Source organism: Mesorhizobium sp. WSM2240 (assembly GCF_040438645.1).
In the GTDB taxonomy this organism is placed as follows: domain Bacteria; phylum Pseudomonadota; class Alphaproteobacteria; order Rhizobiales; family Rhizobiaceae; genus Allomesorhizobium.
Window position 1 is genome coordinate 1,261,289 of the sequence record NZ_CP159253.1, and the last position, 24,719, is coordinate 1,286,007.

The following is a 24,719-nucleotide window of genomic DNA, read 5'->3' on the forward strand; positions in this document are numbered from 1 at the left end:
CCGAAACGTGCCACAAAGGGAGCAGGCCGCTGGACCACGCGGCGGCCAGCCGTTTCGGATACGCCGCTCGTGTCCGCCTGTGCCTGTGATCCGGCGGCTCCTCGAACCGCCGATGAACCGCATGAACGACAGAGCTTCGCAACAAGCCGCCGCCGCGCCGCAGGTTTCGCGGCGCGAGGAGAATATCGGCCTGCTGCTGGTGTTCCTGTCGGCGCTGTTCTGGAGTTTTGGCGGGGCCATCGGACGCTTCATCGAAACCGGCGACAGCTGGACGGTGGTGTTCTGGCGCTCCTTCTGGGCGGCCGCCTTCCTGTTCGGCTTCATGATGTGGCGCGATGGCTGGCGCGGCATGCTGAAGATGTTCGGCGATATGGGTCTGCCCGGCTTCGCCGTTGCGCTGTGTTTCGCCACCGCCTCGACCTCCTTCGTCGTGGCGCTGGCCTACACCACCGTCGCCAATATACTTCTGATGCAGGCCGGCGTGCCGCTGATCGCGGCGCTGATCGCCTGGGTGCTGTTTCGAGAGCGCGTCGCCGGCGCCACCTGGGCGGCGATCGCCGCCGTCATCTGCGGCGTCGCCATCATGGTCTCGGAATCCTTCAATGGCGAGGTGTCGCCGGTCGGCGACGGGCTGGCTCTGCTTATCGCATTCGCATTTTCGATCGCGACCGTCATCACCAGGCGCTTTGCCCATGTGCGCATGACGCCGGCGACCTGCCTCGGCACTGTGTTCGCTGCCCTTTTTGCCTTCACCCAGGCCGAATACCTTGGCGTCGCGCCGCGCGATATGGGCTTCCTGTTCGCATTCGGCGCGCTCAATCTCGGCCTCGGGCTGGCCTTCTTTGCCACCGGCGCAAGGCTGATCCCGGCGGCTTTCGCGGCCCTGCTCGGCACGTTCGAGACCATACTCGGACCGGTCTGGGTCTGGTTGATCCATGCCGAGGTGCCGTCGGCGCGCACCATCCTCGGCGGCGCGGTGGTGTTCCTCGCGCTGCTGGTCCATATCGGCCTGGAATTCAAGCGCCAGACGCGGCCACAAAAGCCCGGCACGACCGGAATGCCGTCCCCCCATTGACATCCGCTTGCAGGAGCGGGCAGGCTGGCGCATCGGCAACCAAAGCACAGGCGTGTCTTGCCATTTCCGAAGGCCGAAGCGGCGGGCGTCGGCACACAGATACACTTCATGGAAGCGTTCGCGCAGAACTTCGCGTCGCACGTTTTCGCTGCCGAAACGCCGGTAAAACTCAACGTTAAATCAACAATATATGCGGGGCGCACATGCGGCCTTCGGGCACGCCGAATGCGGCTTGTCGCACCGCAAAAACGCCAATAGGATTCACCCGATACCCGGCCGCAAATCCTTCGAACGAGCCGGGACGGACGCCGAACAGAGGAGAACACCATGATCCACAAAGCGCTATGGCTATCGGCCGCTTCGGCAGCTCTTGCCGCAGCCTTGACAGTTTCCGCGCAGGCGCAGGAACGCGTCGTCAACATCTACAACTGGTCGGACTATATCGACGAGTCGATCATCACCGACTTCACTAAGGAAACCGGCATCAAAGTCGTCTACGACGTCTTCGATTCCAACGAGATCCTGGAAACCAAGCTCCTCGCCGGCGGCTCTGGCTACGATATTGTGGTGCCGACGCATAATTTCCTCGTCCGCCAGATCGAGGCCGGCGTCTACCAGAAGCTCGACAAATCGAAGCTCCCGAACATCTCCAATATGTGGGACGTGGTGAATGAAAGGGTCGCGAAGTTCGACCCGGACAATGCCTATTCCGTCAACTGGATGTGGGGCACGGTCGGCATCGGCTACAATGTCGACAAGGTGAAGGAAGCGCTCGGCATCGAGAAGGTCGACAGCTGGGACGTGTTCTACAAACCCGAAAACCTCGCAAAACTCGCCGGCTGCGGCGTCTATGTGCTGGATTCGCCGTCGGACATCATCCCGACCACGCTGAATTACCTCGGCCTGAACCCCGAAAGCACGTCCACCGAGGATTTCGCCAAGGTCGAGGAGGCGCTGCTCGCGCTACGGCCGCATATCCGCAAGTTCCATTCGTCCGAATACATCAATGCGCTGGCCAATGGCGACATCTGCCTCGCGGTCGGCTGGTCGGGCGACGTCTTCCAGGCACGCGACCGCGCCGCGGAGGCCGACCAGGGCGTGGTCGTCGACTACGTCATTCCCAAGGAAGGCGCGGAAATGTGGTTCGATCAGATGGCCATTCCCGCCGACGCCAAGAACGTCGACGAGGCGCATGAATTCCTGAACTACATCATGAAGCCGGAAGTGGCGGCCAAGGCGACCAATTACGTCTACTTCGCCAACGGCAACAAGGCCTCGCAGGAATTCATCGAGAAGGAGATCCTGGAGGATCCGGCGATCTATCCGGACGAGGCGACGCTGCAGAAGCTGTTCACGGTCAATCCCTACGACCCGAAGACGCAGCGCGTGGTGACGCGCACCTGGACCAAGATCGTCACCGGGCAATAGCACCCGGCTGAAAACCCCTGCGCATCGCGCCGGGGTTTCCGCGCTGGCCGCCAAAAATGTCGGAGCAGAACATGAAGTCGCTTGGCAGCATCCGCAGGGATTTCGCGCCCTGGGCCGATCCCGGCGCCAAGCCTTACATTTCCTTCGAGAACGTCACGAAAAAGTTCGGCAACTTCACCGCCGTCAACAATCTGTCGCTGAGCATCTACGAGCGAGAATTCTTCGCGCTGCTCGGCGCGTCGGGTTGCGGGAAGTCGACGCTGCTCAGAATGCTGGCCGGCTTCGACGATCCGACTTCGGGCCACATCCTGCTCGACGGGCAGGATCTGCGCGGCATCCCGCCCTATCGCCGCCCCGTCAATATGATGTTCCAGTCCTATGCGCTGTTCCCGCATATGACGGTGGAGGGCAACATCGCCTTCGGCCTCAAGCAGGACAACATGCCGAAGGCCGAGATCGAGGCGCGGGTCAAGGAGATGCTGCGCCTGGTCAAGCTCGAGCAGTTCGCCAAGCGCAAGCCGCACCAGCTCTCCGGCGGCCAGCGGCAGCGCGTAGCGCTCGCGCGCTCGGTCGCCAAGCGCCCCAAAGTGCTGCTCCTCGACGAACCGCTCGGCGCGCTCGACAAGAAGCTGCGCGAGGAAACGCAGTTCGAATTGATGGATTTGCAGCAGTCGCTGGGGCTGACCTTCGTCGTGGTCACCCACGACCAGGAAGAGGCCATGACTATGGCCGATCGCATAGCCATCCTCGACAGGGGTGAGGTGATGCAGGTGGCGACGCCGGCCGAAGTCTACGAGGCGCCGGGTTCGCGCTTCGTCGCCGGCTTTGTCGGCACGGTCAACATGTTCGAGGGGCGTGTGGCGGCGCGGGATGCCCGTAGCGCCCGTATCACCGGGGCGAGCGGCGCCGAGATCATCGTGGAGAATGCCGGCGACGCCGAAACCGGTAACGCCGTGTCCTTCGCCATACGCCCCGAGAAGATCAAGGTCTCGTCGCGCCGGCCCGAAAGTGCTGTAAATGCTATGGAGGGCGAAGTTTTCGACCTGGCCTATCTCGGCGATATGACCGTCTACCACGTCCGGCTCGATGACGGCCAAGTGGTCAAGGCGAGTTCGCTCAACGCCTCGCGCGTCGCCGAGGATCCGCTGACCTGGAACGACCGCGCGTGGATTTCATTCGCGCCGGACGCCGGCGTCGTGCTGACCCGGTAGGCCGCGATGTCGGATGCGGTGATCGATCGCGAGAATGGAGCCGTTGCTGCGGCGCAGGACCGCTCAGTCGCGGATCGCGCGGTCAATGCCGTCGCCAGCCGGCTGGTCATACTGGTGCCTTACCTCTGGCTCCTGTTCTTCTTCCTCGCCCCATTCGTCATCGTCTTTAAGATATCGCTGTCGCAGACGGCGATTGCCATGCCGCCCTACGATCCGGTGCTCAGCCTCGCGGAGGGCGTGTCGGGATTGCTCGAACAATTGCGGCAGCTCAGCATCGACAATTATGTCTGGCTCACCGAGGACGCGCTCTATTTTAACGCTTATGTGTCAAGCGTTGTCATCGCGGCGATCTCGACATTCCTGACGCTGCTCGTCGGCTATCCGATCGCCTACGGCATGGCGCGCGCGCCGGTGTCGTTTCGGCCGACGCTCCTGATGCTGGTGATCCTGCCGTTCTGGACCTCGTTCCTGATCCGGGTCTATGCCTGGATAGGCATCCTTAAGCCTGAGGGACTGCTCAACCAGTTCCTGATGGCGCTCAACATCATCGACAGCCCGCTTATAATCCTGAACACCCACACGGCGATCTTCATCGGCATCGTCTATTCCTACCTGCCCTTCATGATCCTGCCGCTCTATTCGTCGCTGGAGAAGATGGACTATTCGCTGATCGAGGCTGCCAAGGATCTGGGCTGCACGCCGAACGGCGCGTTCTGGAAGATCACCTTTCCGTTGTCGCTGCCGGGCGTGATCGCCGGCTGCATGCTGGTGTTCATCCCGGCGGTCGGCGAATTCGTCATTCCCGACCTGCTCGGCGGGTCGCAGACGCTGATGATCGGCAAGACGTTGTGGAACGAGTTTTTCGCCAACCGCGATTGGCCGGTCTCTTCCGCCGTGGCGGTGATCCTGCTTCTGATCCTGATCGTGCCGATCATGATCTTCCAGAATGCGCAGGCGCGGGCTCAGGAGCAGGAGCGATGAACGCGACCTGGAGCCGCTTCAATATCGCCTCGATCGTTCTGGGTTTTGCATTCCTTTACCTGCCGATCGTGCTTCTGGTGGTCTTCTCGTTCAACGCGTCGAAGCTGGTCACGGTCTGGGGCGGGTTCTCGACGCGGTGGTACGGCGAACTGTTCAACAATCGCGGCCTTATGGACGCGGCGTGGGTGACGATCCGCGTCGGGATGATCTCGGCCACCGTCGCGACAGTACTCGGCACGCTCGCGGCACTCACGCTCACCCGCTACACGCGGTTCCGGGGACGGATGCTGTTCTCGGGCATGGTGTTCGCCCCGCTCGTCATGCCCGAAGTCATCACCGGCCTGTCGCTGCTGCTGCTGTTCGTCGCGATTGGCCTCGACCGCGGCTTCATGACGGTGACGCTTGCGCACATCACCTTCTCCATGTGCTTCGTCGCGGTCGTCGTACAGTCGCGCCTGGTCAGTTTCGACCGTTCGCTTGAGGAAGCGGCGATGGATCTCGGTGCACCGCCGGTCAAGACCTTCTTCCAGATCACGCTGCCGGTAATCATGCCGGCGATTGTGTCAGGCTGGATGCTGGCTTTCACTCTTTCGATCGACGACCTCGTGATATCAAGCTTCACCTCGGGGCCGGGCGCCACGACGCTGCCGATGAAGATCTACAGTCAGGTGCGGCTGGGCGTGACGCCGGAGATCAACGCCGCCTGCACTCTGCTGATCGCCGTCGTCGCGATCGGTGTGATCGTGGCGTCGCTCGCCAATAAGCGCCGCGAAGTGCAGCGCCTGCGCGACGAGCAAACTGCGCTGAGGGGGTAAGGCCGCTATTCCGCCGGCTGGGACGGAATAACCGGCGAGATGAACGGTGCGCTCCAAGAGCCGCCGACGAAGAAAGCCGCATTGCCGTCTTGCGCGCCTTCGACGGTCGACGTGATCCCGCCCGAGAGCGCGAGGCCGCGGCCGACATAGGGCACGATGCCTTTGAGCCACAGCGTGTGGCCGGTGGCTCGGGCCTCGGCCTTTTCGATCCGTGCCACGCCATCCACGACGGCGGCCTTAAACTCCGCGCCGCTAATCGGCACGGTTCCTTTGGACACCTCGTCGAGCGCGAAGAATCCGCCTTTTTTTACGCGCGTCAGCAGCCCGGCAAGGTCGAGGCCGGCCAGCGCTCCCTGTCCGAAGCGGGCTGAAATCGAGCCGTTGGCGTTCTCAAGTATGGATTCCCACGAGGCGCCCGGACCCTTGAGGATCATCGAGATCGTGCCCTGGCCTATCGGTACCAGCTTCGTCATCCCGGCGGCACTGACCAGCGCGCCACCGTCTATATTGGAGGCCAGGAGCCGCATTTCGGCATAAGGGCCGTCCTGCTTGCGGTCGAAACGGACACTTGCCTGAACGATACCGCCGAAAGCGGCTGCATCCGAGACATCGAACACCGTAAGCCCATCCTTTACCTGCACGGTGGCGGCGACATTGGCCAGCTTGATCGTCCCGGCCACCGCACGTTCCGCCGACAGCCGGAGGTCGATGTCAAGCACGCTGGAAAGGTCGGCTTCAGCTTCTTCGGCATCGCCATCGAAGGCGAGCGTCAGCGGCGTAAACACCGAAAGCAGCGATCCGAGATCGATCCCGTCGAAGGCCAGAGAGCCCGACAGTGCCGGCCGGCGCGGCTCGAATTCGAGGTTGAGCGCGCCCACGCCACGGTTTTGATCGAGCGAAAGCGCGACGTTTTCGAACTTCACACGGGCTGCATCGGCGACGATGCGGCTGGTGAACGCCACCTCGCCGACCGGCGAGACCGACGGCATGTGTGATCCGAACCATTCGGCCGCGCGAGTTACCGAAGGGATGGAAAGTTTGGCGTCGCCGTCCAGATAGCCATTCCTGGCCAGCTTCGCCGAGCCTGTGAAGGAGACTGTGGCCGGCGCCGCGGCGATGTTGGCAGTGAGGGGCGCCGCGCCGCCCGCAAACAGCGGAAGCGGGTTCTCCGAAGCTAAGTCGATCTTCACGGTTTCGCCGCGCCAGAGGCCGCTGGCCGAGAGCGAGCCGGCCCTATCGAAGGCAGGCCAGTCGACCTTGCCGGCAATTCCGGTGACGATGTCCGTGACCTGTCCGCTCTGATGGAGCGCAATCCTGCCGCCGCTGATTTCAACCGTGCCGAATGGATCGGACGGAAGATGGCGTGGTTCTCCAGAATCCTCCGCGATCGCATTGCGCGCCCGCGCGATCGACGCGGCAATGCGGCCGCCGCCGGGCAGTTCGGGCATGTAGGCGCCGTTCGCCGTTCGCTCGATATGCAAAGTGGGGTTGACGAAACGGGCGTTGGAAAAAACGACATTGCCGCGCAACGCGGCGAGCGCCGACAGTTCGATCTCGACGCGCTCGGCAGCGATGACCGGCGGGCCGGACGAACTCTGCCAGGGCGAGAGCCGGACATCGGTGAGGATAGCCCGGAAAGTCGGCCAGACCTCGATCTCGGGCGGCGCGCCTATGCTGACGCGGTATCCGCTCCATGAACTCATCTCCAGCGCGATACGGTCGCGGACGATGCGCGTCGAGGCGATGGTCGGAAGCAGGAGCGCGATCAGGACGGCAAGGAGAACGGCGATGCCGATCCCCCATATGCTTCGCCTGACGATAGGTGATGGCATGATGCCCCGTTTGGTGACCTGTCCAGATCGGATGCCGCGCTGTGCGTGGCGGTCGCTCCAGCAGGTGTGGTCCGATGGCTCCCGCATTTCAAGCCTTTGTGGCCTTGCAATGGCATTTGCGCACAAGTGGATGGCGCGGCCGGCGCCACGTCTTGCCCTGCTGCGCTGCAATATGCATAACCGGGAAAAATTTGTCAGGGAGGACAAGCATGGCCGAGACCGCTCCGCTCTGGACGCCGACGCAGCACCAGATCGCGTCCGCGCCCATGACCGCCTTCATGGCGGCGGCTTCGGACCGGGCGGGAGTTGATTTCTCGAATTATCCCGAACTGCACCGCTGGTCGATCGACGAGCGCGAGGCATTCTGGGCCCTTGTCTGGGAGTTCTGCGGCATAATCGGCGAGCGCGGCGAGACCGTGCTCACCGATGGCGACAAGATGCCGGGCGCGGCCTTCTTCCCAGACGCGCGGCTGAACTTTGCCGAAAATCTTCTGAGCAAGACGGGTGGCAGCGACGCCCTCGTCTTCAGGGGCGAGGACAAGGTCGAGCGGCGCATGTCGTGGGACGAACTGCACGCGCTGGTCTCGCGGCTGCAGCAACTGTTCCGGTCGCTCGGCGTGAAGCAGGGTGACCGCGTCGCCGCCATGATGCCGAACATGCCCGAAACAGTCGCCGCGATGCTCGCAGCCACGTCGCTCGGGGCGGTCTGGTCGTCATGTTCGCCGGATTTCGGCGAGCAGGGCGTGCTCGACCGGTTTGGCCAGATCGAGCCGGTGATCTTCATCGCGCCCGATGGCTATTGGTACAACGGCAAGGCCATCGAGGTGGCCGAGAAGATCGCGGCGGTATCGGCGAAGCTGCCGACCGTGCGGAAAGTGCTGATCGTCGACTATCTCGGCACGTCGGGCGACGTCGCTGAAACCATCGACAAGGCGGATGCGCTGGAGGCGGCGATTGCACCGTTCGCGCCGGAAAAGGTTGCGTTCGAGCGGCTGCCTTTCTCGCATCCGCTCTACATCCTGTTCTCCTCGGGCACGACCGGTATCCCGAAATGCATTGTCCATTCGGCCGGCGGCACGCTGATCCAGCATGTCAAGGAACAGCGGCTGCATGCCGGCATCGAGGATGGCGACCGCTTCTTCTACTTCACCACCTGCGGCTGGATGATGTGGAACTGGCTGGTCACCGGCCTGGCGTCCGGCGCAACCCTGCTGCTCTATGACGGGTCGCCCTTCTACCCGGACGGCAATGCGATCTTCGATTTCGCGCAAGCCGAGAAGATGACCTATTTCGGCACCTCGGCGAAGTTCATCGATTCGGTGCGCAAGTCGGGGCTGAGGCCGATCGAAACACATGATCTTTCCAGTGTGCGCACGCTGTCATCAACCGGGTCGCCGCTGTCGCCGGAGGGTTTTGCCTTCGCCTATGACGGCATCAAGAGCGATGTGCATCTCGCCTCGATCTCCGGCGGCACCGACATCGCGGCCTGTTTCGTTCTCGGCGTGCCGATCCAGCCGGTTTGGGTCGGCGAGATCCAGGCTCCAGGTCTCGGTATGGCAGTCGATGTATGGGACGATGACGGCAGGCCGGTGCGTGGCGAGAAGGGCGAACTCGTCTGCACGCGCGCGTTCCCGTCGATGCCGGTTATGTTCTGGAACGACGCCGGTGGCGAAAAATATCACGCCGCCTATCTCGAGCGCTTCGACAATGTCTGGTGCCATGGCGATTTCGCCGAATGGACCGAGCATGGCGGCATCATCATTCATGGCCGCTCCGACGCGACGCTCAATCCCGGCGGCGTGCGCATCGGCACTGCGGAAATTTACAACCAGGTCGAACAGATGCCGGAGATCGCCGAGGCGCTATGCATCGGCCAGGATTTCGAAGGCGACGTGCGTGTCGTGCTCTTCGTGCGCCTCGCGGCCGGGGTGAGTCTCGATGCGGAACTGGAAAAGCGCATCCGGACGAAGATCCGCACCGGCGCCAGCCCGCGTCACGTACCGGCCAAGATCGTTGCGGTGGCCGACATACCGCGCACCAAATCCGGCAAGATCACCGAACTCGCTGTGCGCGATATCGTCCATGGCCGCGCAGTCAAGAACAAGGAGGCGCTGGCCAACCCCGAAGCGCTCGAACTGTTCCGTGACCTGGAGGAATTGCGCTCGTGAGGCGGCGCAATATGGTTAAGCAAGGATGATCTGCAAATTTACCTCGTTTTCACGAGTGGTACACTTCCGTAAACTTTCTGGGATCCCGGTAAGGATTTGTTAAGGGCCGGCGCTGATATTCGCAGGTAACTTGACGGAGAAATCCGGTTCCTCCGCCCCCGAGGAAGCGTAGTTCGCTCAAGCCCCGTTGTGACAGCATCCCAACAATTCAGGCGCCCCTTTCGGGCGCCTTTTTCTTGGCGATCGTTGCAAATCCACCTTGCGTTTCCGAGGGATAGCTACATCGTTGCGGCGCGGTCGCGGGCGAGCGCCCTCGACAATAGAATGACGGGCACGGTCGCGGTCACGATGATCAGCAGCGCCGCCACAGCCCCGTCCTCGACCACCGCGCGCGAGGCGTTCTCATAAACCAGCGTCGCTAGCGTGTTGAAGCCGAAGGGTCGGAGCAGGATGGTTGCCGAAAGCTCCTTCACCGTGTCGACGAAGACCAGCACCAGCGCGGTCAGTATCGCCGGCTGCAGCAGCGGCAGCAGTACGAGCGCCGCGCTCTTCGCCGGCGTCTTGCCGAGGCTGCGGGCGGCTTCGTCGAGGTGAGGGGGCAACTTCTCCATGCCGGAGCGGACCGCGCCTTCAGCCAGCGCCAGGAAACGGATCGTGCAGGCGAGGATGACGGCGGCGGCCGATCCCGTCAGCAGGAGCCCGGTCGAAACGCCGAACGCCTCTCTGGCGAAATGGTCGACGGCGTTGTCGAAGCGGGCGAGCGCGAAGAGCAGGCCCAGGCCCAGGATCGTGCCGGGCAGCGCGTAGCCGACCGAGCCGATGCGCACCAGCCAGACGGTCAGGCGCGAGCGCGACAGCCGCACTGCGTTGATGAGGAGCAGCGCCAGCGCGATGGTGAGCAGCGCGGCAGCGCTCGCCGTGAAGATGCTGTTGACGAAAGCCTTCGCGAGATCGGCATTGAGCAGGTAGTGGAGCCGGCGCGAGGCGTATTGTCCGAACACGAGAAGCGGAATGCCGAAGCCGAACAGGACCGGCAGGCTCACCGCGACCAGCACGCCTATCTGGCCGGGCACGCTCAGCCGAACGCGCGGCGGACGAGCCTTCAACTGGGTGGCGCGTACGTTGTGGAAGCGCTGCCTGCGCCTGGCGAACTGCTCGGCGGCTAGCAAAAGCAGCACGAGGATGAGCATGATCAAGGCGAGCTGGGCGGCGCCCTCCAGGCTGCTGCGGTTGATCCAGGTTGTGAAGACGGCGGTGGTCAATGTGCGCACGCCGAGAAACTCTGACGCGCCGATGTCGTTGATCGTCTCCATCAGCACCAGCGCGACACCCGCGCCGATCGCCGGCCGCGCCACCGGTAGGAGCACGCGGAAGAAAACCTTCGCCGGCCTTGCGCCGAGTGTGCGCGCGACATCGGCGATGTTGCGGCCCTGCATCAGGAACACCACGCGGCTGGTCAGATAGACATATGGATAGAGGACGCAGGTGAGCACGAAGGCCGCGCCCCCGGTCGAGCGGATTTCGGGGAACCAGTATTGCCGCGGATTGTCGAAACCGAACACCGCCCTCAAAGCCGACTGCACCGGGCCGCTGAACAGGAAGAATTCGCCGAACGCGTAAGCCGCCAGATAGGGCGGCACGGCGAGCGGCAAAACCAGCGCCCAGGAGAAGAACGGGCGCAGCGGAAAATCGTAGCCAACGACAAGCCAGGCGGTGGCGACGCCGATAATCGCGGTGCCGATCGACACCATGACCAGCAGATGGAGCGTGGTGAGGGTGGCGCCGGGCAGGACGTTGCGGGCGAGGTGAGGCCAGTCCTCCCCCGTGCCGGAGAGAGCGATTGCCGCCAGCGTGATGACGGGGAGCAGGACGATGGCGCAGATGGCCACGGTCAACGCAACGACAAAGGGATGGCGATAGCGCTTCACGCGCCCGGTCGCGGCTGCCTGCGGCAAGTCCACGCCAGTGGTCATTTGCGGTGCGTCGTCTTTGGCCAGCATCATGAACTCGCAACGAGAAAAGGCCGGACCGCTTTCACGGACCGGCCTTCGCGCGTCTTCACAAACCAGGCTTAGCTCGACGGGCCGTCATCGACGCCGACGCGGTCGACCATCTCGGAAGCCGTCTTGCGGTTCTTTGCGATGTCGGCGAGCGGCAGCGTGTCGGCCTTAAGTTCGCCGAACGCCTTCACCACGTCGGACGGTTCGAGGCCCGGCTCGACCGGATATTCGAACACCTGCTCGGCATAGATCTGCTGCGCCTTGTCGCTCGACAGGAACTGGATCAGCTTCACGCCGTTGTCGCGGTTCGGCGAGTTCTTGGCGAGGGCTGCGCCCGAAATGTTCACATGCGTGCCGCCTTCCTCGAAAGTCGGGAAGATCACGTTGATGGCTGCCGCCCATTCCTTCTGCTCGGGCTCCTTCTCGTTGGTCTGCATCAGACCGACATAGTAGGTGTTGCCGAGCGCGATGTCGCATTCGCCGGCCGCAATGGCCTTGGCCTGGTCGCGATCGCCGCCGTCGGGCTTGCGCGCCAGATTTGCCTTAAGACCCTTCATCCATTCTTCGGCCTTTTCCGCGCCCCAATGAGCGATGGCTGCCGAAAACAGCGCGAGGTTATAGTCGTGCTGGCCGGAGCGGATGCAGATCCTGCCCTTCCATTTGGGGTCGGCGAGATCGGCGTAGGTCAGCGCCGTGTCGGTCACCCGGTCCTTCGACGCGTAGACGACGCGGGCGCGCTTGGTGACGCCGAACCAGTGGCCTTCCGGATCGCGGTATTCGGCCGGCAGGTTGCCGTTGACCGTCGCGTCGTCCAGCGCCTGCGTGACGCCCTTTTCCTTGGCGTTGGTAAGGCGGGCGATGTCGACCGTCAGGATCACGTCGGCCGGCGAATTCGTGCCCTCTGCCAGGATGCGGTCTTCCAGGCCCTTGTCGAGGAACAGTACCTCGGTCTCGATGCCGGTTTCGGCCGTGAAGGCATCGAGCACCGGCTTGATCAGGTCGGGCTGGCGATAAGAATAGATGTTCACCGTGCCGTCGGCGAGCGCCGAGCCGGCGAACAATGCGGCAAATGCGAATGCTGCGCAGCCGGCCGCTTTCGACCGGGCTTTCGTGAAGGTCATGACACTCTCCTGTCCGTCGAGGGGTTAAAGGCCCCGGGGAACGCGTTCCTCTGTCGGCTCCGTCGTCGAAACCGAACGTCTATTGGGCGAAATCCGGCGGAGGGTCAATAGAAAGAGCAACAAATTCAATAGTTTAGAATAATTCTAAACTGGACTAATATACGCAGCTTTTCAATGACTTGTGCGAGTATCGCTTCAAAACGCAACGCAAATCCGTTTGCTGCGGCTTGACGTAACGTCAAGAAAGGCCCTGCTCAGTCCGCCAGCACCCGCGTGGAAGGGAAGGTAATCTCGACCAGCGTACCTTCACCGGGCGTCGAATTGATGGAGAATCGCGCCCGGTTGGCCTCGACCATGGCCTTGGTGAGCGGCAGGCCGAGCCCGGTGCCGTCTCCGCGCGTCCGCTTCAGCGAATTGATCTGCTTGAACGGTTTCAGCGCCTGCTCGATCTCCGCCTGGCTCATGCCCACGCCGGTGTCGCGCATCCGGATGACGACATCGCCGGATGGTTCGTAGGCGGTCGAGATGATGACCTGCCCGCCGGCCTGCGTATAGCGCACCGCGTTCGACAATATGTTGAGCGCGATCTGGCGCACGCTGCGCAGATCGGCGACGACTTCCGGCAGCTTGGAAGCGAAACTCGAGCGGATGATGACCCGCTCGCGATTGGCCTGCGGCTGCATCATGGCGACGGTCTCGGCCAGCGTGTCGTTGAGCGAGACGGCCTCATAGGCCATCTCCTGCTGGCCGGCCTCGATCTTGGAAATGTCGAGCAGATCGTTGACGAGGTCGAGCACGTGGTTGCCCGAGCGGTTGATGTCGCGCAGATAGTCGCGGTAGCGGTCGTTGGCTATAGGGCCGAAGCGCTCGTCGACCATCAACTCGGAAAAGCCGATAATGGCGTTGAGGGGCGTGCGGATCTCATGGCTGACCCGCGCCAGGAAGTCGGTCTTCTGCGAAGACGCCCGTTCGGCAAGCGCGCGCGCTTGCGTCAATTCCTCCTCGGCGCGCTTCCATTGGGTGATATCGCGCACCACGGCGCAATAGCCGCTGTCATTGGGCAGCTTGCCGATGGTCATGAACAGCGGGATGAAGCGGCCCTGGGCCTCGCGGCCGATGACCTCGCGGCCGTCGTTCAGAACGCTCGCCACGCCATGATCGGACAGGCCGTTCAGATAGTCGCGCGCCGCGCGCTGGCTCTCGATAGCGAACAGCGAGATGAACGGCTTGCCGGCGACCTCGTCGCTGTCGAAGGAGAACAGCGCCTCCGCCGGCCGGCTGATCGAGCGGATGGAGCCGTCATTGGCAATCAGCACCACACCGTCGGTCGCCGTGTCGATGATGGTGCGCATCTCCGCCAAGCGGGTGCGCAATTCCTGCACTTCGGCGGAACGGTCCGGCGCGGGCTCGGCCGGGAGCTCTTCCTCTCCGGTGCGCCGCACAACCAGCATCAGCGCCTTGCCGCCGTTCCAGGGCACCGAGCGCAGCAGCGCGTCGATCGGGAATTCCAGCCCATCGCGAGTCGAAAGCCTGAGCGAGCGGTCCGCCTCGTCATGCTGGTCGTCGCCGTAAGGAGCGGAAAACAGCGCGTCGAGCCCGCCCGCTTCCGCCAATTGCTCGACGGAATCGTAGCCGGTCAGATGTAGGAATTCGTCATTGGCGTAGTGAAGCGCGTCGCCCGAATGGATCAGCACCGGAACCGGCAGTTTTGCCAGTATGCCGGTATTGGCCGCCAGTATTTTCCGCGGCTCGGCTTCGGCGGCTTCGCCCGCTTCGCTTGGTTCTGCGGCTTCGCCCGGCTCAACACCGTCGCTTTCTGCCGCGCCTGAAAGTTCCACAGGCTCCGGAACTTCGGCCCCTTCTTCCGCGTCTGGTTCGTTCTCGGCAGGCTCGGAAGGCTCGGCCTTAGCTTCCGCTTCGACGGCCTCTGATTCCCCAGGCTCTGTGATCTCCTCGGCGGCGGCTTCCGCAGCCTCTTCGATTTCCACGGCCGCTACCGGTTCCGTGGCCGCCTGATCCTCGGCGGGGGCAATTGGCTCGGGGAGCTGCTGCGCTGGGGCCTCGGCGGCCGGCGGAGTTTCGTCCGCGGCTTCGGACGGCGTGGCGGTGGCCTCGCCCTTTTTCGACCGAGCCTCGGCCGCCGCCTTGGCGGCTTCCTCCAGCATTTCGGCTTCGGCCGTCGGAGCTTCGGCGACAGGGCTTGGGGGCTGCGCCTTTCCGGCGGCATCGGCCGCAGTTTTTTCGGCAGCGGGGGTGGCCTCCTGCGTGGCCGTCGCCTCCGCTTGCTCTGGCGCGGTGGGCTCGCCGATCAGCCTCAGCCGCTCGCCGATTTCGCGGAACGCGCTGCGCTCGATGCTCGACAGGCCGCCCCTTTCGGGAGCGGACTGGCGGTGCTCGGCGAGTCGGATCACCTTGTCCGCGAAACGGCGGTCCGGCTTCGGGACGATTGCCAGCGCCGGCACCTCGCCCTTGAACGGGTCGGCGGTATCGGGTTCGCTTCCGTCAGTCTCGTGCTGCGGGGTCTCGGCCGGCGGTTCGGCAGGCTGAGCCGCAGCCGTTTTCTCGGGCGGCGCAACCAGGACCATGCCGATCTCCTCCGGGTCGGCGACCGCGTCGCCGCTGCGCGCCACGCCGAAGCCGCGGAAGCCCTGGAAATCGCGGTCGCGGCCATAGACGGGCAGGGCGGCCAGGTCGACCGGAATTTTCAGCGCGGTTCCGGCGACCGGCCACAGCACCGATCGGCCCGACCAGGTGTCACGGCGGTCGAGCAGGCCGGCGATATCGCCCGACGGGTCAAGCGCGAAAGTAGCGGCGACATCCTCGAAGCGCCTGCCTACGACATCAGCCGCGAGCGCGCCGACGGCATCGGCGAATTCAGGCGAGACGGCGCTGAACCTGCCTTCCGCGTCGGTGCGCCAGACAAACCGCACCGGCGTCGTTGCGCGCTCCGTCGCGACAGGAGCGGGTGTTTCCGCCTCCCGGGTTTCTGGCTGCTCGCCGACCTGTGATGATTGATCATGCGAAGGCTCGCGGGCCGCGCTGAAATACCAGTTGTCGAGCTGCGCCGGCGCTTCGCCGGCGGGCTTTTCGCGGACATCCGGCGTAGGCTTCTCGTCGGCGGCTGGTGCTGCTGCCGGCTCCGCGGCCGCGCGCGTTGCCGAATTGTCCTGCTCGATCGCATCGGCGCCAGCCACAGGTTCCGGCTCTTGCTCGCGACCCGCGGGTTGGGCCCCGTCTGCGCCTTCGTCAGTCGCAAATTCTTCGCCGGCGGCCCGGCGTTCGTCGATCACCACCAGGAGGTGCCGCGCCGGCTCGTCGGTGAGCCGCGCCAGACCCGCCGGCAACCGGGCCGATCCGCCGCGGATGACGCGCCGGGCAATACGCTCCGGTCCGCCGCCGATTTCCGCGACGAGGGCGGCGAGCGTCTCATGCGAAATGCCGAGTTCGTCAAAGCCGGCTGAAGCCGCCTCGACCTCGCCGCGCCCATCGATGAAGGCGACGAAATGGCCGGGCTCGTTGAAGCCGCCGATCGCGCGCTCGGCCGCTTCCGCCGGACCGCGTGACGCCGCTTGCGCGATAGGGGCCGCCAGCAAAATTGCCTTTTCGCCGTCCGGAAGCGTCAGCGCGCTGGCGATGAAAGCGACGGCATGGCTGGTTACGCCCGTTGTCATGCGCACCATCAGCGGCCTGTCGCGTCCGATATCCGGATACCCTCTCACGGCCATGATCTGGCGTCTGGCGGGCAGGCTGAGGCGGCTCGGCGCGCCGATGATCGCCTCGATGTCGTCATGGCCGAACAGTGCTGCGCCCGGGCCATTGGCCCAGATCACCTGTTCGAGATCTGTTGAAAGGATCGCCAGCGCATCGCCGGCGGCAAAGCGCTCGCGCACCTCGTCGAGCACGACAACGTCGATGAAGGAATAGGCTTCTGACGGCATAAGCTGACTTGACCACCCTTGCATGGACGCCGCAATTAACCGTTTGTTAATAAAACTCGCGGGTTCGCGCGTCCACAAAACAGCGCGTGAGCAACCCCGGAAACTCGGTGTTTGGTTAACGCGGAATCGCGGATTTGGTGCAACGCAACAATTATGTTGCAACGCACCATTACTTGTAGTATATGCACGTCATGCATGAACGAGACGGCCTTCGTGAAGGCTGTCCACCGAAAAAGGATGGAAATATGTCCAAGACCGCAGGCAAGACCGCTGAGACCATCGGAAACGTCGAATTCCCGACCTTCGACGCCTCCAAAGCCTCCGACCAGTTCCGCGCTATCGCCGAGAAGGGCGTCGAGCAGTCGAAGGAAGCTTATTCGAAGTTGAAGACCGGGGCCGAGACCACCCAGAAGGCCATCGAATCGACCATCGAGACCGCCAAGGCTGCCGGCAACGACGTTTCGCTGAAGACGATCGCCGCCATGCGCGCCAACGCCGAAGCCGGCTTCTCGCACCTCGAGGCTCTGCTTACCGTGAAGTCCGTTTCCGAGTTCGTCGAACTGCAGACCGCCTTCCTGCGCAAGGGCGTCGAGATGACCGTCGAGCAGGCCAAGGACCTCCAGGCCGTCAGCACCAAAGCCGCCGAGGACGTGTCCAAGCCGATGAAGGACGTTTTCGAGAAGGCGATGAAGGAACTCAAGGTCGCCTGACGCGTTCAGTCGACGAGAAATACCTGAAAGGCGGTATCCTCCTCCCACCGCCTTTCGGGAACGCGGCCAGCACCTCCTCCCGCTGGTCGGACATAGGAAAAAGGCCGGCACCTCCTCCCGCCGGCCTTTTTCTTTGCCGGGACGCACCATTCTCCGGCAATTCGTTCGCTTCGAGCGCTGGGCTTGCGCCCTGCGGCGAAATCGAACGGCAACTCCGCCCCAAACGTCTTGAAATGTCGTTCGTTTGCCCGTATTGGACGCTTCGTCGGCGATAGGCGCCTGCATTGGACCCTGCTAGGTCCAGGCAATACCGCCGCCCGAATGTGCGGTTGTAGCTCAGTTGGTTAGAGCGCCGGATTGTGGATCCGGAGGTCGGTGGTTCGAGCCCACCCAACCGTACCAAACTGCTCTCAACGATTTCAGTTATTTGGCTGTTCCGACCGGCCGCCATCAGCGCCACTTCATGTCACGTCATGAAGGCGTTCCCTGACGGTTCGTAACAGTTGCAACGGAAGCGGGCTCAATTGGCCTTCCGACTGCTTGTTATGTTCTTTGGCCCACGCTTATCACGCGAGAAACCCGCCGCGAACAAGAGGGCTTGAAGACCGCGACTGGCTTCTTCTTTCCAAGGGATGCATCGGAATCCAGGAATGAAAACCCCGGCCTGAGCCGGGGAATTCAGTCTAGAAGTGGAACCAAATCCAAACACGCCGACGACGGCAGCGGCGCCGCCAGCGACCATGCCAGCGAACTCGACGACAGTAACGTCTCCAAACCCGCCGACGACGGCGCCTGCGGCGGCGACGCCAGTGGCCGCGACGCCAGTGGTTGCGACGCCAGTGGCGGCGACGCCGGCGGCCGCGGCGGTGCCTCACATCCTCTACCTCGGCGGGGGGGCGTCGCCCTCGATGATAGCCGGTTCGGGTGCATCAATTTCGTCGAGTATCCGGTTACCGCTGGGTACGAAGGCATGCGCCGGCCGCGCCACGCTGGCAACGGCCGCCGTACCGGCAAGGCCAAGCAGTCCGGTCAGGAATAATCGTCGCTCCATTTTCATGCTCCAATCACTGAGCAGCCCTTCCATCGGGAAAATAGAGGGGGTGGGGCGGAAGGCGAGGCGTTCGCCGCCGCGTAGGGTTAGCGAAAACGCATCTTGATGGGGCAAGCGTACTTGGAGTCCTGAAACGTAGAGGAAAGACGCTGGCCTACTCAGCTGCAGCGGGAGCCGGCGCGCCAGGAAGCGGAGGCTTGCCAACCATCCCGCCGTCCTGATTGAATAGCTCGGCGCTGTCGCGCCTCGGATTGTTGATCCGGCGGTCGGTGAGCCCCATCCAACCGTCGCCGCCCGAGATCGTGTCGGCGCCCCCTAGACCGCTGATTCGATCGCTTCCTCCCAATCCCCGGATCGTGTCGAGACCGTCGGTTCCGTTCAGGGTTTCGCTGGCATGAGTACCGGTGATGTTCGCCATGGCCGAGCCTCTTGATATGCCCCGACGCTCCATCCCGTTAAACAGTAGCACAAATCACGATCACGCGCTACCCGGCCAGCAACGCGCGCCACCCTCGCGAGGCCGGCTATTACTCCCGCAGTGACGAGCTTTCTAAAATAAGCTCCCTTGGCCGCCGCTGACCTTCGGTTTGTCCGCGGGTTTCGGCCGGGGGCGGGCGGCGGCATCGGCACTGGTGGCGATGGCGTTGGTCTTGCCGTCGGCGAATTCGATGCCAAGCGCGGCGCCCGGCGCCACATCGGCGGCGCGCCGCACCACAGCGCCGGAAACATCGGTCACCAGCGCGAAGCCGCGGGCCAGGATCGCCTTGTGCGACAGCGTCGACAGCAGCCTGTCCGCCTGGGTCAGGCGGCCGCGAAGACGTTCGAGGCCGCGCATCGCGGTTTCGTCTTGCCGGCGCGTGGCGAGAGCCAGCCTGTCGCGCGCAGTTTTTGCCGAGCGCAACAGCGGCTGGATGGAGATGCGCGGCTGCAGGGACTGCAGCCGCTTCTTCTTGAGCGCGAGCGCGGCGTCCGCGCATCGCGGCAGTTGTGACGCTGATCGCAGCAATCGCGCCCGGCTTTCGCGAGCTATGCCGCGCAACGCCGCCTGCGACCGCAGCAGGTCCCGGTCGGTCAGCCTGCGCCATTCCCCGATCCGCCGCGACAGCGTGGCGGCCGACAGCCGGACGCCGCCGAGCCGCGCCCGCTTGCGCTCGGTGCTGACGATCAGCGCGCGCGAGAGCCGGGTCGTCGCCTCGTCGAAATGCCGCCTGGGCAGCGCCAGAAGCTGGTCGGGCGAGGGCAGGGCGCGCGCGGCCGCCCTCATCGCCTGCCGCTTGCGCTCGAAATTGCGCGAGGCGCCGGCCTTCAGCCGGGCGGCGAGGCTCGCCAGATTAGCCTCGAGCTCAGCCTTCACCGGCACGGCGATTTCGGCCGCGCCGGTCGGCGTCGGCGCTCGCATGTCGGCGACGAAATCGACCAGCGTCCAGTCGGTCTCGTGGCCGACCGCCGAGATCACCGGGATGCCGGACGCAGCCACGGCGCGCGCCAGCGCCTCGTCGTTGAAGCCCCAGAGATCTTCCAGACTGCCGCCGCCGCGCGCCACGATCAGCACGTCCGGGCGTGGAACCGGCCCATCTGCGGCAAGCGCGTTGAAGCCGTTGATGGCGGCCGCGACCTCCGCGCCGGAGGTCTCGCCCTGCACGCGCACCGGCCAGACCAGCACATGCAGCGGAAAGCGGTCCTTGATACGATGTATGATGTCGCGGATTACCGCGCCGGTCGGCGAGGTCACCACGCCGATCACCTTCGGCATGAACGGCAGACGCCGCTTGCGAGACGCTTCGAACAGGCCCTCGGCGGCGAGCTTGCGCTTGCGTTCTTCGAGCAGCGCCATCAGCGCGCCTGCGCCGGCAGGCTCAAGATTGTCGATGACGATCTGGTAGTTCGATTTGCCGGGATAGGTGGTCAGCCGGCCGGTGGCGATGACCTCCATGCCTTCTTCGGGGCGGAATTTGAGGCGGGCCATCGCCGTCTTCCACACCACCGCATCGAGCCGGGCGCGGTCGTCCTTCAGGCAGAAATAGGCGTGGCCGGAGGAATGCGGCCCGCGATAGCCGGAGATCTCGCCGCGCACCCGGACATTGCCGAATGCGTCCTCGACGGTCCGCTTCAGCGCGCCGGAGATCTCGCTTACCGTGTATTCGGCGGCGTTGGTTTTCGATTCGGTGAAGAAGTCGCTCATCGGGGGATTGGTGCTGCTCCAGGGCTCGGGGTCAAGGGCATTCGGCCCCATCTATCGTTTGCCTCAATGGTTCGATCAGAAGAATTGGATGGACCGCGAGGCAGACACGGGCATAGGCAAGGCCATGACCGCACGAACCGACACCATCGACGCAGCCCCTGCTCGCCCTGCCGCGAGGCCCGCAAGCGCCGACCAGCCGTTCCAGCCGCTCGACTACGGCCTCTACGCGCTGACCGTCGTCGCCTGGAGCGCGTCGTGGTTCGCCATCGAGTTGCAAATCGGCAGCGGCGTCTCCAACGAGGTCAATCTGGTCTGGCGTTTCGCCATCGCCACGGTGCTGATGTTCGCATGGGCGGCCTTTTCCGGCCGCCGGCTGCGCTTTTCGATTGCCGATCATCTGCGCTTTGCCGCGCTCGGCGTCCTGATCTTCTCGTCCAACTTCCTGTTCTTCTACTACGGCGCCGGCTATCTGGTCAGCGGCCTTCTGTCGGTCGTGTTCTCGCTGGCCTCGGTCATCAACATGCTGCTCGGCGCGCTCGTCATGCGCGAGCGCCCGTCGCCGCGCATTCTCGCCGGCGGCCTGATCGGCTTTGCCGGCATCGCGCTGATGTTCTTTCCGGAGATCGCGGCTCATGGCCTATCCGGCGGAACGATGACGGGGCTCTTGCTTTGCCTCTGCGGTACGCTGAGCTTCTGCGCCGGCAATCTGGTCTCGGCGTCCAACCAGCGCCGCAGCTTGCCGCTGGTTTCGACCAGCGCCTGGGGTATGCTTTACGGCACGCTGTGGTCGGGTTTTCTGGCCTTCCTGATGGGAAAACCGTTCATCATCGACCTAAGCGTTTCCTATATCGGGTCGCTGATCTTCCTTGCCGTCATCTCGACGGTGATGGCGTTCGCCGCCTATCTCACCCTGCTCGGCCGCATCGGCGCGGCGCGCGCCGGCTACGCCACGGTCATCTTCCCGGTATTCGCGCTGCTCATCTCGACGGCGCTGGAAGGCTATGCCTGGACGGCCTACGCGATCCTCGGCCTAGCCTTCGTCGCCGCAGGCAACGTGCTGGTCATCCGCGGTGGAAGACGTTGAACTAGGCAGCCTCTGCGTCTTCCGCTTTCAAGGTCAGTTTGAAGCCAAGCGAATTTAGGACGCCCAGAAAAGTCGTGAGTCTGGGGTCGCCTGTTGGTCCCAGCGCTTTGTAGAGGGCCGCCCGTGTAACCCCTGTCCCGCGCGCCACATCCGTTATTCCGCGCGCCCGAGCGATCGTCCCGAGCGCGGTTGCAATATAGGTAGCATCACCGCTTTCAAGCGCATCAGCGAGGAGCTCGGCCTGGGCTTCCGGCTCGCGCAGATACTGAGCGGCGTCGAAGGGAATGGTTTCGGTTCTCATCACATATCGTCCTTCAAGCCTCTGGCCAGCGTCTTTGCCAAGGCGATGTCGCGATCCTGCTGCCGCTTGTCTCCACCGCATAAAAGCACGATCAGAGTTCGCCCTCGCTGGGTGAGGTACAAACGGTAGCCGGGACCGTAGTCCACTCGAAGCTCGCTGATCCCGCCACCTACCGGTTTGACATCGCCGAAGAGACCGGCCTCCAAGCGAACCAGACGCTGTGCAATTCTGGTCACGGCGCGGCGATCCGCGAGACCGTCGAGCCATTTAGCGAACTCTCTGGTCTGCCGAATTTCGATCGTCGGAATTTTAGGCGCAGATACCTTGTTTGTCAACTATAGTATACAGATGTTACCACCCCGGCAATATGTGGCTGGGCTTCAGCCGGCGGCCGCGAAGGGCGGCCATGGCGGCGAAGTCGAACGTGCCGGTCTCCTCGGCCGCAGGCACCGAAATGTTGTCGAGGCTTTCGGAAATATGCCGGGCGATCGCCTCGACGATGTCGGCGCGCGCGGTGTGGCCGCGCATAATGCCGATCTTGCACTCGGGCAACGTGCCGAAGCCGTCAGCTTCGCCCAGCACCCGCATGCCCGGCCGCAGCGCGCATTCCGGCAGGACGGAGATCGCCAGCCCTGAAAGCACGGCGGCGGTGATGACGGTCGCCGACCAGCTTGTGAACAGGATGCGGTATTCGCGGTTCATTTCGTCGAGCACGTCGCAGGCGGCGCGCCGCCAAATGCATGTCGGGCGCCCGAAGGCCAGCGGCAGGATTTCCTGCTCATGCGTGGCATGGTTGGCCGAACCAACCCACAGCAGCGGCTCGCGGCGCACCACCTCCGACTGCCCCTTGGCGTCGTCATGGGTGACCAGCGCCAGGTCGAGATGGCCGCGCTTTATATGCTCGACCAGGTTGAAGGTCGGCTCGCAGATGACGGTGAGTTCTACGCGCGGGTTGGAGCGGGAAAACCGCGCCATGATCTCGGGCAGGAAACGGTCGGCATAGTCATCCGGAGTGCCGATCCGGATCGTGCCTTCCAGCCGCCGGTCGTCGAATGCGGCCAGCGTCTCGCGGTTGAGGTGGATCATGCGCCGCGCGTAAGAAAGCAGCCTTTCGCCTTCCTCAGTCAGCTTGTTGGTACGGCCGTCCTTTTCGAACAGCGGCTTGCCGATGCGCTCTTCGAGGCGGCGCATCTGCATCGACACCGCCGACTGGGTGCGATGCACCTCCTCCGCGGCGCGGGTGAAGCTGCCGGTGTCGGCGATCATGATGAATGTCTGCAACTGGTCGAGATCGAGCGGCGCTGCCATGGGAATATCCATCATCCATGTTGATGCTAAAGATTAAAAACATTCGTTGGATTAATCAATGGCAGGAGAGCATTGTCGTAACGTCAACACGAGGCCTGTGATTTGCCCCCGGATCGCCGCGCTCCCGCGCTTTCCGACGGATTCATGCGCCCGCATTTTGAATGAGGAGACCAGATATGACTGCGCTCGATCACACGACCCAGACGATGCACGCCGCAACCCGTCCGGCGGCTGTGACGCGCGTCGTAAACGCGGTCTCGGCCTTCTTTCGAACCTGGAAAAACCGTCGCGAATTCTATCGCCTCGGCGACATGTCGGATGCCGAACTCGCCGATATCGGCTTGACGCGCGCCGACCTGCATGTCGCAGTCGGCCTGCCTTTCGGCATCGATCCGACAGTGCGCCTTGGCGCGATCGTCCGGGCCCGCTCGGAATCCGTGGAAGACATGGCCCGCCGGATCTGCTGAACCGGATCAGGAGTTTACGCAGGCTCCCCCACTCCCAGCCGGTTTCCCACAACCGGCCAGCCTGCACATTGCCCGGCCTGCGAAGGCCGGGCTTTTTTATCAGCCGGCCCAGGGCGATCCGTAGCGCTATCGAGTGGGGATGCGGCTGAGGAAATCACGCGTCAGGGTGACGATTTCCTCCAGATTCGTTTCCAGCGCCCAGTGGCCGGCGTCGAGCAGGTGCAACTCGGCATTTGGCAAATCCCGCAGATAGGCGCGCGCTGATCCTTCCGGCATGTAGCCGTCCTGCGGTCCCCAGACGATGAGCGTCGGCGGCTGGTGTTCCCGAAGATAGGCCTGGTATTTTGGAAACCAGTTGAGGTTTTCCTTCAGCGCCGCGATCACGTCGACCGCGATCTCGCGCCGCTTGGGCGTCATCAGCGACCAGTGCAGTTTCCAGAGATCCGGCGGAATGCGCTCGGTCAGTTCGTCGCGAACATCGTTCAGGAATTCGTCTTTAAACCCTTCTTCGCTCACAGCGTCCGCGAGCTTGGCGCGTCCTTCCGGCGTCGGATTGCGCCAGTACTCCTCAAGCGGCGCGTATTTGGGGCCGAGTTGGTCCTCATAGATGTCGCCGTTCTGGATGATCAGCCCCGCGATGCGCTCCGGCGACCTGATGGCGAGCCGCAAGCCTATCTGTGAACCGAAATCGTGGAGATAGAGGACGTAACGCTCGATACCCAGCCTGGCCGAAAAATCGGCCAGGAATGCCGCGTAACCGTCGAAACTGTAGTCGAAATCCTCCGGCGTGTCGCTGTAGCCGCAGCCGGGAAAATCGGGCGCGATCAGGCGCCAACGGTCGGCCAGGAATGGCATGAAATTGCGGAACTCGTAGGACGAGCAAGGATAGCCGTGGGGCAGGAGGATGACGGGAGCGTCCGCCGGCCCAGCCTCGCGATAAAATGCGCCAAGTCCGTCAAGGTCGATCCGACGGTGCTTTACGATTGCCGAACTGTTCAAGGTGACATCCCCAGCCGTTGTATCGGAATGCGAGCAACGGCGGGAGGG

Annotated in this window: 20 protein-coding genes and 1 tRNA gene; 11 read left to right on the plus strand and 10 right to left on the minus strand. The window is 63.7% G+C overall.

Annotation, left to right across the window (positions count from 1 at the left end):
* The first annotated feature begins 121 nt into the window (after positions 1-121).
* From ABVK50_RS06020 to ABVK50_RS06040, 5 genes are all read left to right on the plus strand, one after another.
* The gene (locus ABVK50_RS06020; RefSeq protein WP_353642421.1) at positions 122-1,075 is read left to right on the plus strand and encodes a DMT family transporter; all 954 of its coding nucleotides are present in this window, start codon (positions 122-124) and stop codon (positions 1,073-1,075) included.
* 327 nt (positions 1,076-1,402) lie between these two features.
* Positions 1,403-2,503, plus strand: coding sequence for a polyamine ABC transporter substrate-binding protein (locus ABVK50_RS06025; RefSeq protein ID WP_353642420.1), 1,101 nt, complete (start codon positions 1,403-1,405; stop codon positions 2,501-2,503).
* A 71-nt stretch (positions 2,504-2,574) separates the two neighbouring features.
* Positions 2,575-3,714, plus strand: a complete 1,140-nt coding sequence (locus tag ABVK50_RS06030) for an ABC transporter ATP-binding protein (protein ID WP_353642419.1) — start codon at positions 2,575-2,577, stop codon at positions 3,712-3,714.
* Positions 3,715-3,720: 6 nt separating this feature from the next.
* Positions 3,721-4,695 carry an ABC transporter permease subunit gene (locus ABVK50_RS06035; protein ID WP_353642418.1) on the plus strand — a complete coding sequence of 325 codons (975 nt, stop codon included), beginning with the start codon at positions 3,721-3,723 and terminating at the stop codon, positions 4,693-4,695.
* Positions 4,692-5,510: an ABC transporter permease subunit gene (locus ABVK50_RS06040; RefSeq protein WP_353642417.1), complete on the plus strand. Its 819-nt coding sequence runs from the start codon at positions 4,692-4,694 to the stop codon at positions 5,508-5,510. The genes ABVK50_RS06035 and ABVK50_RS06040 overlap by 4 nt, the downstream gene beginning before the upstream one ends.
* Before the next feature lie 5 nt (positions 5,511-5,515).
* Here the strand turns inward: ABVK50_RS06040 and ABVK50_RS06045 are convergent, their stop codons facing one another.
* On the minus strand, positions 5,516-7,342 hold the full coding sequence (locus tag ABVK50_RS06045; RefSeq protein ID WP_353646008.1) for an AsmA family protein: 1,827 nt from the start codon (positions 7,340-7,342) through the stop codon (positions 5,516-5,518).
* 209 nt (positions 7,343-7,551) lie between these two features.
* Between ABVK50_RS06045 and ABVK50_RS06050 the strand changes: the two genes are divergently transcribed.
* On the plus strand, positions 7,552-9,510 hold the full coding sequence (locus ABVK50_RS06050) for an acetoacetate--CoA ligase (protein ID WP_353642416.1): 1,959 nt from the start codon (positions 7,552-7,554) through the stop codon (positions 9,508-9,510).
* 278 nt (positions 9,511-9,788) lie between these two features.
* On the opposite strand, the gene ABVK50_RS06055 is transcribed toward ABVK50_RS06050, so the two are convergent.
* From ABVK50_RS06055 to ABVK50_RS06065, 3 genes are all read right to left on the minus strand, one after another.
* Complete coding sequence (locus ABVK50_RS06055; protein ID WP_353642415.1) at positions 9,789-11,483, minus strand: iron ABC transporter permease; 1,695 nt, start codon at positions 11,481-11,483, stop codon at positions 9,789-9,791.
* Positions 11,484-11,581: 98 nt separating this feature from the next.
* Complete coding sequence (locus ABVK50_RS06060; protein ID WP_353642414.1) at positions 11,582-12,631, minus strand: Fe(3+) ABC transporter substrate-binding protein; 1,050 nt, start codon at positions 12,629-12,631, stop codon at positions 11,582-11,584.
* Between the two features lie 254 nt (positions 12,632-12,885).
* Complete coding sequence (locus ABVK50_RS06065; protein ID WP_353642413.1) at positions 12,886-16,569, minus strand: ATP-binding protein; 3,684 nt, start codon at positions 16,567-16,569, stop codon at positions 12,886-12,888.
* 245 nt (positions 16,570-16,814) lie between these two features.
* Between ABVK50_RS06065 and ABVK50_RS06070 the strand changes: the two genes are divergently transcribed.
* The 3 genes from ABVK50_RS06070 to ABVK50_RS06080 all read left to right on the plus strand — a co-directional run bounded on the left by ABVK50_RS06070 (position 16,815) and on the right by ABVK50_RS06080 (position 18,318).
* Complete coding sequence (locus ABVK50_RS06070) at positions 16,815-17,279, plus strand: phasin (RefSeq protein ID WP_353642412.1); 465 nt, start codon at positions 16,815-16,817, stop codon at positions 17,277-17,279.
* Positions 17,280-17,604: 325 nt separating this feature from the next.
* Positions 17,605-17,681: transfer RNA gene (locus tag ABVK50_RS06075), tRNA-His, on the plus strand.
* Positions 17,682-17,877: 196 nt separating this feature from the next.
* On the plus strand, positions 17,878-18,318 hold the full coding sequence (locus ABVK50_RS06080) for a hypothetical protein (protein WP_353642411.1): 441 nt from the start codon (positions 17,878-17,880) through the stop codon (positions 18,316-18,318).
* Between the two features lie 166 nt (positions 18,319-18,484).
* Here the strand turns inward: ABVK50_RS06080 and ABVK50_RS06085 are convergent, their stop codons facing one another.
* A complete protein-coding gene (locus ABVK50_RS06085) occupies positions 18,485-18,748 on the minus strand; it encodes a hypothetical protein (RefSeq protein ID WP_353642410.1) in 264 nt (87 codons plus the stop codon).
* A 132-nt stretch (positions 18,749-18,880) separates the two neighbouring features.
* The gene (xseA, locus tag ABVK50_RS06090; protein ID WP_353646007.1) at positions 18,881-20,512 is read right to left on the minus strand and encodes an exodeoxyribonuclease VII large subunit; all 1,632 of its coding nucleotides are present in this window, start codon (positions 20,510-20,512) and stop codon (positions 18,881-18,883) included.
* An 88-nt stretch (positions 20,513-20,600) separates the two neighbouring features.
* On the opposite strand from xseA, the gene ABVK50_RS06095 reads away from it, so the two are divergent.
* Entirely contained in the window at positions 20,601-21,596 is a 996-nt protein-coding gene (locus ABVK50_RS06095; RefSeq protein ID WP_353642409.1) for a DMT family transporter, read from the plus strand.
* Position 21,597: 1 nt separating this feature from the next.
* Here the strand turns inward: ABVK50_RS06095 and ABVK50_RS06100 are convergent, their stop codons facing one another.
* The 3 genes from ABVK50_RS06100 to ABVK50_RS06110 are packed head-to-tail and all read right to left on the minus strand — an operon-like array spanning position 21,598 to position 23,205.
* The gene (locus ABVK50_RS06100; RefSeq protein WP_353642408.1) at positions 21,598-21,897 is read right to left on the minus strand and encodes an addiction module antidote protein; all 300 of its coding nucleotides are present in this window, start codon (positions 21,895-21,897) and stop codon (positions 21,598-21,600) included.
* On the minus strand, positions 21,897-22,232 hold the full coding sequence (locus ABVK50_RS06105) for a type II toxin-antitoxin system RelE/ParE family toxin (RefSeq protein WP_353642407.1): 336 nt from the start codon (positions 22,230-22,232) through the stop codon (positions 21,897-21,899). The genes ABVK50_RS06100 and ABVK50_RS06105 overlap by 1 nt, the downstream gene beginning before the upstream one ends.
* A gap of 16 nt (positions 22,233-22,248) precedes the next feature.
* Positions 22,249-23,205, minus strand: coding sequence for a LysR substrate-binding domain-containing protein (locus ABVK50_RS06110; protein WP_353642406.1), 957 nt, complete (start codon positions 23,203-23,205; stop codon positions 22,249-22,251).
* Between the two features lie 176 nt (positions 23,206-23,381).
* Between ABVK50_RS06110 and ABVK50_RS06115 the strand changes: the two genes are divergently transcribed.
* Complete coding sequence (locus ABVK50_RS06115) at positions 23,382-23,672, plus strand: DUF1127 domain-containing protein (protein ID WP_353642405.1); 291 nt, start codon at positions 23,382-23,384, stop codon at positions 23,670-23,672.
* A gap of 126 nt (positions 23,673-23,798) precedes the next feature.
* Here ABVK50_RS06115 and ABVK50_RS06120 read toward each other — a convergent pair whose 3' ends face one another.
* Positions 23,799-24,671 (minus strand): alpha/beta hydrolase, encoded by an 873-nt coding sequence (locus ABVK50_RS06120; protein ID WP_353642404.1) that lies wholly within the window; start codon positions 24,669-24,671, stop codon positions 23,799-23,801.
* Between the last annotated feature and the right edge of the window lie 48 nt (positions 24,672-24,719).